The sequence below is a fragment of the Lysobacter sp. A378 genome (assembly GCF_054052125.1).
The window spans coordinates 1221169-1235093 of sequence record NZ_JBSVRK010000002.1; the positions used below are offsets into that span (position 1 = coordinate 1221169).

At 64.0% G+C, this 13925-nt stretch carries 11 protein-coding genes; 4 read left to right on the top strand and 7 right to left on the bottom strand.

Annotation, left to right across the window (positions count from 1 at the left end; all coding sequences use genetic code 11):
* Nucleotides 1-104 precede the first annotated feature (104 nt).
* Genes ACW7G1_RS11410 through map form a run of 6 tightly spaced genes read right to left on the bottom strand, consistent with a single transcriptional unit; the run spans nucleotide 105 to nucleotide 6345 of the window.
* Nucleotides 105-578 (bottom strand): DUF1456 family protein, encoded by a 474-nt coding sequence (locus ACW7G1_RS11410; RefSeq protein ID WP_456979820.1) that lies wholly within the window; start codon nucleotides 576-578, stop codon nucleotides 105-107.
* Nucleotides 575-1717, bottom strand: coding sequence for a succinyl-diaminopimelate desuccinylase (dapE, locus tag ACW7G1_RS11415; RefSeq protein WP_456979821.1), 1143 nt, complete (start codon nucleotides 1715-1717; stop codon nucleotides 575-577). Before dapE ends, ACW7G1_RS11410 begins: the two co-directional genes overlap by 4 nt.
* A complete protein-coding gene (locus tag ACW7G1_RS11420) occupies nucleotides 1714-2073 on the bottom strand; it encodes a Spx/MgsR family RNA polymerase-binding regulatory protein (protein ID WP_456979822.1) in 360 nt (119 codons plus the stop codon). The genes dapE and ACW7G1_RS11420 overlap by 4 nt, the downstream gene beginning before the upstream one ends.
* Nucleotides 2074-2102: 29 nt before the next feature.
* Entirely contained in the window at nucleotides 2103-2954 is an 852-nt protein-coding gene (gene dapD, locus ACW7G1_RS11425; protein WP_456979823.1) for a 2,3,4,5-tetrahydropyridine-2,6-dicarboxylate N-succinyltransferase, read from the bottom strand.
* Nucleotides 2951-5572 (bottom strand): [protein-PII] uridylyltransferase, encoded by a 2622-nt coding sequence (gene glnD / locus ACW7G1_RS11430; RefSeq protein ID WP_456979824.1) that lies wholly within the window; start codon nucleotides 5570-5572, stop codon nucleotides 2951-2953. Before glnD ends, dapD begins: the two co-directional genes overlap by 4 nt.
* Nucleotides 5569-6345 carry a type I methionyl aminopeptidase gene (map, locus tag ACW7G1_RS11435; RefSeq protein ID WP_456979825.1) on the bottom strand — a complete coding sequence of 259 codons (777 nt, stop codon included), beginning with the start codon at nucleotides 6343-6345 and terminating at the stop codon, nucleotides 5569-5571. Before map ends, glnD begins: the two co-directional genes overlap by 4 nt.
* A gap of 382 nt (nucleotides 6346-6727) precedes the next feature.
* Here map and rpsB point away from each other — a divergent pair, with 382 nt between their 5' ends.
* Nucleotides 6728-7651, top strand: coding sequence for a 30S ribosomal protein S2 (rpsB, locus tag ACW7G1_RS11440; protein ID WP_456979826.1), 924 nt, complete (start codon nucleotides 6728-6730; stop codon nucleotides 7649-7651).
* 71 nt (nucleotides 7652-7722) lie between these two features.
* On the top strand, nucleotides 7723-8607 hold the full coding sequence (gene tsf / locus ACW7G1_RS11445; RefSeq protein WP_456979827.1) for a translation elongation factor Ts: 885 nt from the start codon (nucleotides 7723-7725) through the stop codon (nucleotides 8605-8607).
* 162 nt (nucleotides 8608-8769) lie between these two features.
* Here tsf and ACW7G1_RS11450 read toward each other — a convergent pair whose 3' ends face one another.
* On the bottom strand, nucleotides 8770-11916 hold the full coding sequence (locus tag ACW7G1_RS11450; protein WP_456979828.1) for a TonB-dependent receptor: 3147 nt from the start codon (nucleotides 11914-11916) through the stop codon (nucleotides 8770-8772).
* Between the two features lie 285 nt (nucleotides 11917-12201).
* Between ACW7G1_RS11450 and pyrH the strand changes: the two genes are divergently transcribed.
* Together pyrH and ACW7G1_RS11460 are read left to right on the top strand one after the other, a co-directional pair.
* On the top strand, nucleotides 12202-12924 hold the full coding sequence (gene pyrH, locus ACW7G1_RS11455) for a UMP kinase (protein ID WP_456979829.1): 723 nt from the start codon (nucleotides 12202-12204) through the stop codon (nucleotides 12922-12924).
* Between the two features lie 74 nt (nucleotides 12925-12998).
* The gene (locus ACW7G1_RS11460) at nucleotides 12999-13895 is read left to right on the top strand and encodes a cation diffusion facilitator family transporter (protein ID WP_456979830.1); all 897 of its coding nucleotides are present in this window, start codon (nucleotides 12999-13001) and stop codon (nucleotides 13893-13895) included.
* The last annotated feature ends 30 nt before the right edge of the window (nucleotides 13896-13925 follow it).

The window sequence follows — 13925 nt, forward strand, 5'->3', positions numbered from 1 at the left end:
GAAAAGCACACGCCGCACTGCGAACAGGTGGCGTGACTTCAGGCCCTCGGTATAACCACAGCCGCGTTAAAGGTACGTCGTCGACGTCCTGCCCCAGCTGACCGTTACTCACTGCCCCGCAGGCGCAGGGTCAATCCCTTGAGGAAATTGCGCAGCACCTGGTCTCCGCAACGACGGAAATGCTTGTGGTCGGCCTGGCGGAACAATGCGGTCAACTCCGGCTTCGAGATCGGGAAGCCGGCGGCGTCGAAGACCTGGTGCATGTCGACGTCCTTGAGCTGGAAGGCGACACGCAGCTTCTTCAGGACGATGTTGTTGGTGATCCGCTTTTCCACCGGCCGTGGCGGCAGGCTCTCGTCGCGACCGCGACAGTGCAGTACCAGCCCGTCCAGGAAGTGCGCGAGGACGTCGTCGGGACACTCGATGAAGTCCGCGTCCTCGTCCTTCTTCAGGAACGCCTGCACATCCAGCTTCTCGATCGGGAAATCAGGATCGGCCAGCCTGGTGATCTCCACCACCTTGATGTCGCTCAGGTCGAGCATGAAACGGATACTGCGCAGTACGTCGTTGTTGATCATGGTGTCTCCGCGAGCAGCAACCGCTCGATCAGGGCCAAATATAGTCCGGGCAAGGCTTCCAGGTCCGCCACGCTCACGTGCTCATCGACCTGGTGGATACTGGCGTTGACCGGACCGACCTCGATGCACTGGGTGCCCAGGGTCGCGATAAAACGCGCATCGGACGTGCCACCACCGGTGCTTTCTTCCGGTGCGGTGCCGGTGAAGCCGGCCAGCACGTCACGCGCGGCGGCACGCAGCGGGCCTTCGGGGGTATGGAACGGCTCGCCGCTGCGATGCCAGTGAATCGTGTAATCCAGCGCGTGGGCCCGCAGTACCGCCTCGCATTCACTCTCCAGCTGCGCGGCGCTCCAGGTCGGGTTGTAGCGCAGGTTGAACTGGACCTGCAGCTCGCCGGGAATCACGTTGCTCGCGCCGGTGCCGGCCTGCAGGTTGCTGACCTGAAAACTGGTCGGCGGGAACGATTGGTAACCGTCGTCCCAGACCCGCGCGGCCAGCTCGGCCAGCGCCGGCAGCGCCTGGTGGATTGGATTGCGCGCCTTGTCGGGATAGGCCACGTGGCCTTGCACGCCGCGCATGGCCACGGTGCCGGTCAGGCTACCCCGACGCCCCACGCGCAACAGGTCCCCCAGTACCGCGGTGGATGACGGCTCGCCGGTGATGCACCAGTCGATGCGCTCATCGCGCCCGCGGAAGGTCTCGGTCACCCGGCGTACGCCGTCGATCGCATCGCCTTCCTCGTCGGAGGTCAACAGCAATGCGATGCGGCCGGGGTGACCGGGATGGGCGGCGACGAACTGCTCGGCGGCGACGACAAACGCGGCCACGCTGCCTTTCATGTCGGCGGCGCCGCGCCCGTACAGGACGCCGTTGCGGATCTCCGGTACGAATGGATCACTGGACCAATCTTCCCGCGGCCCGGTCGGGACCACGTCGGTGTGGCCCAGCAACAGCAGGGTGGGCGCGGCCGGATCACCGTGGGTCGCGTACAGGTTCTCGACGGCGCCAAAACGAAACGATTCGCATACGAACCCGGCCCTCGCCAGTCGCGAGGCAACCAGCACTTGGCATCCGCCGTCATGCGGTGTGACGGAAGGCCGCGAGATCAACTCGCAGGCAAGATCGACAACATCGCTCACGGGTCGATCCCGAACCGCGCCTTGAAGCCGTTGTCGCTGAAGCGCTGGCTGACTTGGCCGTCATCGGTGACCACCACCGGGCGCCGGATCAACTGCGGGTATTCCTTCAGCAGCAGCTTCCACTCGGCGTCGGAACCGGGGGCCTTGCGGCTATCGGGCAGCTGGCGCCAGGTGGTCGAGGACTTGTTGATCATCGCGTCCCAGCCGCCCAACTGCTCCTTCCATTCGAGCAGCGTCTCCGGCGCCTGGCGCTGGTCGCGGTAATCGACGAACGCATGCTCGATACCGAAGCGGTCGAGCCATTTGCGCGCCTTGCGGCATGTGTCGCAGTTGGTGAGGCCGTAGACAGTGGTCATGTTGGTCATTTCCGTTGTTCGCGATCCAGCTAATCCGCCAGCCCGCGCAACAATTCGTTGATGCTGGTCTTGGAGCGGGTCCTGGCGTCGACCTGTTTGACGATCACCGCGCAGTACAGCGAGTGCGAACCGTCCTTCGACGGCAGCTGCCCCGACACCACCACGCTGTATGGCGGCACCGAACCGTAGCTGATCTCGCCGGTCGCGCGGTGGTAGATGCGGGTGCTCTGACCGAGGAAGACGCCCATCCCGATCACGCTGTGGTGGCCGACGATGAAACCTTCCACCACCTCCGAACGCGCGCCGATGAAGCAGTGATCCTCGATGATCGTCGGCGTCGCCTGCAGCGGCTCCAGCACGCCGCCGATGCCAGCGCCACCGGACAGGTGAACCCCCTTGCCGATCTGGGCACACGAACCCACCGTCGCCCAGGTGTCGACCATGCTGCCCTCGCCCACGTACGCACCGATATTGACGAAACTCGGCATCAGCACCACGTCCTTGCCGATGTGGGCGCCGCGACGAACGATCGCACCGGGCACCACGCGCGCACCGAGTTGGCGGAACGCAGCCTCGTCGAAATCGCCAAAGCGCGCCGGGATCTTGTCCCAGAACGGTGCAGGGTACGACTCCACCACTTCCATGTCCTGGGTGCGGAAATACAACAGCACGGCTTTTTTCAGCCACTCATTGACCTTCCAGCCACCGTCCCCGTCGGGCTCGGCAACGCGGAACTCGCCGTTCTCGAGGCCTTCGATCACCCGCTCCACGACCGGCCGGGTGGAGCCTTCGATTTCCGCCGAGGTCAACGTGGTGCGCCGTGCGAAGGCGCCTTCGATGGTCACCCTCAGCTCATCGGTCGCGGAAATGCCTGGACTCACTGGTGTTCTCCTTCAATGCAGGCGAGCAGCGCAATGCTCAACGCCTCCTGGCGGCCCTCGTCCAACGGCTGGTTGTGGCCGTCGGCATCGGTGGCGGTGATCTGGAAGACGTCCTCGGCGCGGGCGCCAAAGGTCGCGATACGTGCATCGTGCACGCGCAGGTCCTGGTCGCGCAGGGCCTGGGCGACATCGGCGAGCAGGCCGGGCCGGTCGGTGCAGACCAGGCTGAGCGTGCTGCGGCCATCGCCGGTATCGTTGAAACCGATGCTCGGTGGGATCCGGAAATGACGCAGGTGGCGGGGCAAGGTGCGGCGGGCCGGCCGGATATCCTCCAGCGCGCCATCCAATGCCAGCGCGAGGCGGTTGGCCACCGTATCGGCGACCGGTGCATGGCGCGGATCGACCGGCACCACTTCGAAGGTATCGAAGATCGTGTGGTCGGGGCCGTCCAGCACCCTGGCCTGCTGGATCGCCAAGCCGCAGCGGTCCAGCACGGCGACGATCGCCGCAAACAGTCCGTCGCGATCCGGCGAGTGCACGAACACCTCCAGCGCACCGGTGTGGGCGGCCACCGCACGTACCCGGACCCGCGTGCCGCCGCTCGCCAGGCCGCGCAGGGAGGCCGCCTGCCAGGCCAGCTGGTCCGGCCGGCCGCGCTGGAACGACAACGCCGGCATGCGCTCGAACAACTCGGCAACCCCGGCATCATCAATGCCGAACGCGCTCAGCATCGAGTGCACCGCGCGGCGTGTTTCCGCGCTGCGGTCGGCGGCGTCCAGGGGATTCTCCAGGCCGCGTCGCAGCGCCAGCCGGGTAGCGGCATACAGGTCGGCCAGTAACCGGTCCTTCCACGCATTCCACAGCTTCGGCGAGGTGCCGGCGATGTCGGCGCAGGTCAGCAGGTACAAGTGGTCCAGCCGTTCGCGGTCGGCAACTGCGGTGGCGAAGCGGTGGATCACGTCCGGGTCGGCGATGTCCTGCTTCTGCGCGGTCATCGACATCAGCAGATGCTTGCGTACCAGCCATTCGACCAATGCGGTATCGACCTCGGTCAGCTCCATGGCGGTGCAGAACACTCGCGCATCCTCGCCCCCCAACACCGAATGATCACCGCCACGCCCCTTGGCGATGTCGTGGAACAGGGCCGCCAGCAACAGCAGTTCCGGCTTGCGCAATCGTGGCCAGACCTCGTGGGCCAACGCAAAACGGTCACTCGGCCCGCCGGACGCGAACGACGCCAGGTTGCGCAGCACCGCAAGGGTGTGCTGGTCGACGGTATAGACATGGAACAGGTCGAACTGCATCCGCCCGGAAACCTGCAGGAATGCCGGAATCCAGCGCCCCAATACGCCCAGCCGCGCCATCCGGGTCAGCGTGCGGACCGGTTGCGTGCCACGCAGCAATTTCATGAACTGCTGCCGCAGCGCTGGCGCTGCATGACCGAAATCCGGGAACGTCGGCAGCGCCTCGGCCAACGCCCGCGCAGTATGCGAATGCAGGCCGCTCAACTCACCGCGCGCGGCCCAGGTCGCGAACAACGCAAACACCTGCTCGGGGGTGTGCGGCCACTCGGGGTCGCGCGCGGCGAGGTAGCCCCGGCGTAATTCGAACAGGTCATCCAGCGGTTCGGGTTCGGCTTCGCCTTCCAACTGTTCCTCGAAGCGCTGCAGCAGGCGCTCGCCAATGCGCAGCACCAGCGAGGCGTTGCGGTAGAAGCCCTGCATCATCTGCTCGACCGCCAGGGTGCCGCCCACGTCCTCGAAACCCAGGCGGGTCGCCAGCAACTTCTGGTAGTCGAAACGCAACCGCTCTTCGCGCTTGCCGGCCACCAGGTGCAAGCCGTAGCGCAGCCGCGCCAGCGCACGTCGCTCGCGCTCCAGGGTGGCGACCTCGTCGGCGCCAAGCTGGCCAAAGGCGACCAGCGACTCCATGTCGGCGGTACCAATGATCCGCAGCGCCATCCAGTTCAGGGTCTGCACGTCGCGCAAACCACCCGGGCCTTCCTTGAGGTTGGGCTCCAGGTTGTCGGCGGTGTCGTCGAAACGCTCATGACGCTCGCGCAACTCGGCGCGCTTGGCTTCGAAGAACTGCTGCGGTGGCCACACCAGCCGGGGCGATACCGCGCCTTGCAACTCGCGGCGCTCATGCTCGTTGGCGGCCAGCGGGCGCGCCTCCAGCAACGCCGTCAACACGGTGATGTCCTCGATCGAGGCCTCGGTGCATTGCTCAAGCGAACGCGTGCCATGGCCGACCGGCAGCCCGGAATCCCACAGCAAGGCAAAGAACCGGGCCAGCGAATCGGCGTGGGCCCGGGACGCCGCCGGCTCAGCCATCACCAGCAGGTCGATATCCGATTGCGGGTACAACTCGCCACGGCCGTAGCCGCCCACGGCGAACAACGCCAGCTCCGCGTCCGCGGGGATGCTCCGCTGCCACGCCGCCTGCACCACGACATCCACCGCCGCCGCACGCTCGGCCAGCAACCGGTCGATGTCGGCATCAGCGTCGAAACGGGCCGCAAAACCGGCGTCATGCACGGCCAACTCATCACGGGCACTGGCCGCCCATGTCGCATCCTGTTGTCCGCCCTGAATGGCGCCAGGGTCGGGGTCGCTCATAGGTCGTTGTCGTCGCCTGGCACGCGGGTCAGGATCTCCACGCCATCATCGGTGACCAGCACCGTGTGTTCCCATTGCGCTGACAGCGAACGGTCCTTGGTGACCACCGTCCAGCCGTCCGGCAGGACCCGGGTATGGCGCTTGCCGGCATTGATCATCGGCTCGATGGTGAAGGTCATTCCCGCCTCCAGCACCAGCCCTTCGCCCGCACGGCCGTAATGCAGCACCTGCGGCTCGTCGTGATAGACCTTGCCGATGCCGTGGCCGCAGTACTCGCGCACCACGCTGAAGCGCTCGGACTCCGCGTACTGCTGGATCGCATGACCGACGTCCCCCAGGGTCGCACCGGGCTTCACCACCCTGATGCCGCGGAACATCGCCTCGCGGGTGACATCGACCAGGCGCTGGGCCAGCACCGAAGGGGTCCCGACGATATACATGCGACTGGTGTCGCCATGCCACCCGTCCTTGATCACGGTGACGTCGATATTGACGATATCGCCGTCCTTGAGCACCTTGGCCTCGTTGGGGATGCCGTGGCAGATGACGTTGTTCACCGAGGTGCAGACGGTCTTGGGAAAGCCCTTGTAACCAACGTTGGCCGGGGTCGCCTTCTGCACATTGATGATGTGGTCGTGGCAGATGCGATCAAGTTCCTCGGTGGTCACGCCCGGCTTCACATGCGGGGCGACAACCTGCAGGACTTCAGCGGCCAGACGGCCGGCGATACGCATCTTCTCGATGTCTTCGGGGGTTTTTATATTGACTGGCATCCGGACATTATCGCCCATCTGCCTGCGTTATATGAGCCCTTGCCCGTTGCGGGTCTTGGGAAGGCGCTTGACCGAGCTATTGGCGCTTCGCGACGGACCTGTCGGGACCGAAACGAGCCGGCAATTGCGTACCGCAGTCGGCAACCCCTATACTTGCCCGGATCACCACGGCGCTGCCTTGGCGATTCGCCCACGCCGGGCGTCACCGGCGAATACACACCTGCTGTCAAAGCCCGTGCCGGGGTGCTTCAAGGCTTGTTGCCTCGAGGTTCGGTCACGGAGGCAGCGGGGAAGTCCAACCCCGGAATCCTTGCCTCGGTTCACGCCGAGACAGCCGCCCCACCCTATCCGGCGGCCGGATTCCCTTATCGGAGTTACACCAATGCCCCAGATCACGATGCGCCAGATGCTGGAAGCCGGCGTCCATTTCGGCCACCAGACCCGTTACTGGAACCCGAAGATGAGCCCGTACATCTTCGGTGCGCGCGGCAAGATCCACATCATCAACCTCGAGAAGACCGTCCCGTTGTTCAACGACGCGATGAACTTCATCTCCGGCGTCGCCCAGAAGCGCGGCGTCATCCTGTTCCTGGGCACCAAGCGCAGCGCCCGCGAATCGATCAAGGAAGAAGCCGAGCGTTGCGGCATGCCGTACATGACCCAGCGCTGGCTCGGCGGCACCCTGACCAACTTCGCCACGGTGAAGAAGTCGGTGGCGCGCCTGAAGGAGCTGGAAGCGGCCGAGACCGATGGCACCTTCGAGAAGCTGGTCAAGCACGAAGTGCTCGGCCTGCAGCGCGAGCGCGACAAGAAGCTGGCCTCGCTCGGCGGGATCAAGGAAATGAACCGCCTGCCCGACGCGATCTTCGTGATCGACATCGGCCATGAGGACATCGCGATCAAGGAGGCCAAGAAGCTCGGCATCCCGGTCATCGCCGTGGTCGATACCAACTACGACCCCACCCTGGTCGATTACGCGATCCCGGGCAACGACGACGCCATCCGCGCCGTGCAGTTGTACGCCCGTGCCGCTGCCGACGCGGTGCTGGAAGGCAAGGCGGCTGCGCCGTCGGCTGCCAGCGTGCGCGAGGAAGACTTCATCGAGGGTGGCACCGACAAGGCGCCACGCCGCGCTCCGGCCAAGAAGGCGGCAGCACCGAAGGCTGCTGCGGAAGCCGACGACGCGCCGAAAGCCGCTGATGCAGAAGTGAAGGCCGATACCGCCGAAGCTGAAGACGTTGCGCCTGCAACCGACGCCAAGGCAGCCGAAGACCAGCCGGCCAGCGACACGCCCGCCACGAAGTAAGGCCGCTGTCACGCCGTCGCGCGACACTCGCGCGACGGCTCTATCCCCCCAGAACACCGAGGTAAAACCCCATGGCAGAGATCACAGCCTCCCAGGTCAAGGAGCTGCGCGAGCGTACCGGCGCCGGCATGATGGAGTGCAAAAAAGCCCTCATCGAGAACAATGGCGACATCCAGGCATCCGCGGAATGGCTGCGCAAGCAGGGACTGGCGAAGGCCGACAAGAAGGCCGACCGTGTCGCCGCCGAGGGCCGCGTCGCCGCCGCCCAGGCCGATGGCAAGGCGGTACTGGTGGAGATCAATTCCGAAACCGACTTCGTCGCCAAGGATGAGAACTTCATCAACTTCACCGAGACCGTCGCCAACGCCGCCCTGGCGGCCGCCGACATCGACGCCTTGAAGGCCACCAAGCTGGCTTCCGGCGAGACCGTTGACGAGGCCCGTTCGGCGCTCATCGCCAAGGTTGGCGAGAACCTGCAGGTCCGGCGCATGGCCCGTGTCGACAGCGAAAACACGCTTGCCGCGTATGTCCACGGTGGCCGCATCGGCGCGCTGGTCGAGCTGAAGGGCGGCAACCCCGGCTCCGACCTAGACGCCCTCGCCCGCGGCCTGGCCATGCACGTCGCGGCAATGAATCCTCCGTATATCTCGCCGGCCCACGTCCCCGCCGACTTCATCGCCAAGGAGAAGGAAATCGCCCTGGCCCAGGTCAAGGACACCGGCAAGCCGCCGGAAATCCTCGAAAAGATGATCTCCGGCAAGGTCGCCAAGACCGTCAACGAGCTGTGCCTGACCGGCCAGGCGTATGTGCTGGACACCAACCAGAGTGTCGAGCAGACGCTCAAGGCTGCCGGTGCCGAAGTGGTCAGCTTCGCCCGCCTCGCCGTTGGCGAAGGCATCGAGAAGCAGGCCGACGACTTCCACGCCGAAGTCATGAAGCAGGCCGGATTGGCTTAAAGCCAACTTCAAGCTTCAGTCATGAAAAAACCGCGGGCAACCGCGGTTTTTTTTATGGGCAATGACGCATGGTTCATGCAGCCCACAAGAAAAAGGCCGGCCCCTTCAGGGACCGGCCTTTTCTTTACTGGCGTGAAGCTACTACACCCTGCGCCTGCAGGATCAGAAATCCACCGAAGCGGTGAACATCACATAGCGCGGGGTCTGCTGCGACAGCGGCATCATGAAGGTGTTGTCGACCGTGTACGGGTCGGTTTCGGCCTGAACCTGCACTTGGGTAACCTTGCGCTCGTTGAGGACGTTGAACACCTGCAGGCCCAAGGCCAGCTTGTGGTCAAACATCGCCGGGCGATAGCTCACCGACAGATCAAGCGGATGGGTCCATGAGGTACGTTCCTCGCCCGGCGTCCGCACCTGGCCGAAGCAGGTGTGGTAGCTGGAGCCATAACCGATGGGATCACCTGCGGTCGAGCTCTCGTCGATGCTGCCATCCGGGCTGTAGTAGCCCAGGCAGCTGATCGGCATGCCGGAGAGGACTCGGAGCTTGCCGCTGACCATCCATTCCGGGGTGATCTCGTAGCTGCCGCGGACCTTCAGCTGATGCCGACGGTCGTTGGCCAGATAACCATCCGAGAACGCCATTATCTCGGCCGCGTCCCAATCCTGGGTCTTGGAGATGTTGTCCTGCCCGAACTCGGACTTCACCTGGCCCTCGTTGTTGCCCTCCAGCTTGCTGTAGGTGTAGTCAACGCGGACTTCCCACTTGCCGTCGAACGGACGCTCCAGATATAGGTCAATCGCCTTGTAGGTGCGCGTGGTTCCCTGTTCGAAGCCCCAATCCGAGCCCGACATCTTGACTTCGGTGCGGCCCGAGCCATCGACGTTTGCCAGGCTGAAGGTATTGGTGCCGCCCGGGTTGAACATGTAGCAGCCGGCGATTTCCACGCTATCGGGATCCAAACCGATCTCTGTCATCTTGGCCGCTATCTTGCCGGAATCACATACGTCATCGATCGAGGACTTCAGGTCACGATAGGTCAGCTTCGCACCATAGGCCCAGCTTTCGCCCCAGGTCTTGTCGAACCCCAGGATGTACTCGTCCTGGTACATGTTCTCCATATCCTTGGGCGCGAATGCCAGCACGTCCACCGGTTCGCCATACTCGCCGTTGGCCGACACGGGGCCCGGAGGCGGCGCGCCATCGACACCCGGAACCTCAGTCAGGCCGGTTGGATTGCCGTACTGATCGATGCCCGTGTAGGTGTAATACTGGCGGGTGTATGTCGAAGCCGAAGCGCCACGGATCGCCACGTTGTTCGGCATGGCCAGAAAGTAGCGGCCGGCGTTGGCGAACAGCTTGAACGAGGAATCACCGAACACGTCCCAGCTGGCACCCAGGCGCGGAGCCCACTGATTCTTGGCGTCCATGTAGACCTCACCGACGTTGTTCGAGTTGGTGAACTGGTCGTTGCGGATACCCACGGAAAGCAGGAAGTTGTCGGTCATCTGCCAGCGGTCTTCCAGGAACCAGGCTTTCTGGTCCAGGGTCATGCTGGTGGAGTCGAAGTAGACGAGGCTGTTGACGTAGTAGCCATCCGGGTTGGCCGCCGACACCGGACTGCCGACACCCAGCGCAGGAACGATGTTGCCGGCCGCTTTGCTGTATTGCCAGGACGGATTGATCTGCGCGTTGCCTTCGTTCTCGGCCTCCGTCTTCAGGTTGTCGATACCCACGGTCAGGGTATGGTCGCCGACCAGCCATTCCAGATCCGCACGCAGGCCACTGGTGTTGTCGCGGCCATCGCGGCCACGGTAGCCCTTGATGTCGTTGTTAATCGGATCACCTCCGGTGATCCTCGGGTCCTGGTTGATGGTGCCAAACAGATACGCTTGACCCGGAACGCTGTAGACCAAACTCTGGTTCAGGAAATCAGCTTGGCCGTATGTGGCATTCAGCGTCAGGCTGTCGGTCAGATAGCCCGTGTACTTGAAGATCGAGAAATCGCTGCGCGTCCGCAGTTCCGTCGGATACGCATTCGAGAGCTGGGCACCTTCGGTACCAGTGTCAAAATCGTACTCGTAAAGACGGCCTTTCCTGCGGTTATCCTCATGCATGTAGGAATATTCCAGCAGATGGTTGTCACTGATGTTCCAGTTGAGCTTGGCGTAGATCTTCGGATCTGTCCTGATGTTGTGCGTGCTGCTGGTACCGCCCGATTCCGGAGTGGTGTTGGTATTCCTCTCCTCCCACTCGGCCGCCACGAAGGCAAACAGACGGTCCTTGATCAGCGGACCGCTGATGTAACCGCTCAAGGTATAGCGCCAATCCTCGTCCTCGCTGTCCCGGCTGTACAGGGTGCCTGCCGAACCGGGATCGCCATAAGCGTACTGGTACGTCTCATCGGTATAGACGACGTCGCCATTCGCATCCGTGACGATATCGCCGGCTGCGTCGCGCTCCGGCATGAGCGGGATATTCGGATTGGAATTGGCTTCGGAGAAATCCAGGTCCGGATAATAGATATCCCTCTGATCTGAACGTGAAGCCTTTGGAGTCCAGGTGACCTGGCCACCGAAGTGAACCTCGTTGGTGCCGCTCTTGCCGATCTGGTTGATCACGCCGCCGTCGGAGCGACCGTACTGGGCGCTATAGCCGCCAGTGTAGGTTTCCTGCTGGGCGATGGAGTTGTACGGCATGCTGAAGCCGCCGATGTTGGACAGCGGCTCGCCGGAGAAGTAGCCGTTGATGTAATAGGCATTCTCGGACACGCCAGCGCCGCCGAACGACACGCTGGTACCGAAAAATCCACCGGCACCCGCGTTGGCGCCTGGCGCCAGCAAGGCAATGCTTTCAGCTGAATGCTGGATCGGCAGGCGTTCCAGTTGCGCAGCCGTGACAATGGTCCGGGTGTCGAGCGCGGTGATGTCAATCGCCGGAACGTTGGCGGCCGTAACGCTAACGGTCCCCAGAGTCGTGGTACCACCGCCGGCGAAGGAGACCTCTGCCGTCCTGCCGACGATGACGGTGATGTCCTTGGTCCCCACCGTCTGGCCATTACGCTGCACGGCCACCGTGTATTCACCGATCGGCAACGAGCCAACGCTGTAGCGACCCGACGCATCGGACGACACGGTACGGCTGAAACCGCTGTTGTTCGAAATGACGATGGTGCTGCCTTCCCCGCCCGCGACAATGCCGCTGATGCCGCCGGAAGTACTCTGGGCCTGCGCGGCACCAGCGAAGCAAAGACCAAGCGCAACGGTCAACGCGCTGCGACGCAAAATACGATGGATAGATGGTTTCGACACGTGGTTACTCCCTCAAACACTGCCAATGGATGGCCCAAACGGGCAGGGCGACTATGGCTTTCCACACCGACCCTTAACAACATATTAATTACCTGATTTGTTGAACTGTGACTTAAGTCACATTTAATAAGCACGTCTCCACCGATACAGCACTTGAAAATAATGTCGTGATGCCCGTCCGTTTTTACCTGCGAGCGCCCCCTTCCAGCCGACTCGACATGAGCAGGCGAGCGGTGCTGTGCTTCCCGTACAATCTCTCTGGTTGCCATTCATCAAGAGGTCTTCATGTCCCAGCTCGCCTATCGCCGCATCCTGTTGAAGCTGTCCGGCGAGGCGTTGATGGGTTGCGAGGACTACGGCATCGACCCGCTGGTGATCCATCGGCTCGCGCGTGAGGTGATGGAGGCGCAGGCCGCCGGAGCGGAGGTCGCGCTGGTGATCGGCGGTGGCAACATCTTCCGCGGCGCGGGATTGGCAGCCGGCGGGATGGACCGGGTCACCGGCGACCAGATGGGCATGCTGGCCACGGTGATCAACGCCCTGGCCATGCAGGACGCGCTGGAGAAGCTCGGCGCCAAGGCCCGGGTAATGAGCGCGATCAAGATCAATGACGTCTGCGAGGACTACATCCGCCGGCGCGCGATCCGCCACCTGGAAAAAGGCCGACTGGTGATCTTTGCCGCCGGCGTCGGCGCACCGTTCTTCACCACCGACTCGGGCGCCGCGTTACGTGCCATCGAGATCGGGGCGGACCTGTTGCTCAAGGCCACCAAGGTCGACGGCGTGTACGACAAGGATCCGAACAAGCATGACGATGCGGTGCGCTACGACAAGCTCACCTATGACGACGTCATCAAGCGCAACCTGCAGGTAATGGACACCGCCGCGTTCGCATTGGCGCGCGACAGCGACCTGCCGCTGCGGATCTTCGACATGAGCCAGCCGGGCGAGTTGCTGAAGATCCTGCGTGGCGAGGACATCGGAACCCTGGTCCAGGGCCGCAGTTGACCCGTTGATCCCCGCACGGCAGTAGCTGCGGCGGTGAAATAGTGTCCACCGCAGCCGCGTGACAGGATCGGCGCATGCACTCGCACCCGCATTCCCACGCGACCCGGACGTTCGCGGTCATCACCCTGGTCAACCTGGCCTACACGGCGCTGGAGGCCGGGTACGGCTTTGCCACCAATTCACTGGTGCTGCTGTCGGACGCGCTGCACAACCTGGGCGACGTGCTGGGGCTCGGCTTGGCCTGGGGCGCCGCGGTGCTGGCCAAGCGCGCGCCAACCGACACCCACACCTATGGCTGGCGCCGGGCCACCCTGCTCTCGCCACTGGCCAACGCGGTGCTGCTGGTGGCGTTCTCCGGCGCCCTGGGCTGGGAGGCGATCCGCCGCTTTGATGCCCCGCCCGCGGTTCCTGCACTGCCGGTAATGCTGGTGGCGACGCTGGGCATTGCCGTCAACCTGGGCGCGGCCTGGCTGGTGCGCGATGGGCACGAGCACGATCTCAACCGGCGCGGGGCGTTCCTGCACCTGGTGGCGGACGCGGCGGTCTCGCTGGCCGCGGTGCTGGCGGGTGCGGGCATGTGGTGGCTGGGCTGGGCGTGGCTGGACCCGGCCACCGCGCTGCTGGTCGGCGTGGTCGTGGCGCTGGGCGCATTCGGGTTGCTGCGTGAGAGCTTCAACGCGGCGATGGATGCGGTACCGCGTGCAGTGGACCGCGCCGAGGTGCTCGAATTCCTGCGCGGGCAACCCGGGGTAAGTGCGATCCACCACTTGCACATCTGGTCGCTGGGAGCCGGCGAGATCGCGATGACGGCGCACCTGGTACGTCCGGCCAGCGCTGACCACGACCAATTCATCGATGCGCTCAACCACCAGCTGGACCAGCGTTTCGGCATCAACCACCCGACCTTGCAGATCGAGCATGGACAGTCGTGCGAGCACGACCTGCACGATCGTGCGCCGCACGGGCAATGACTCCGGCGGCCGGGATGGGGCGGGGTTCGC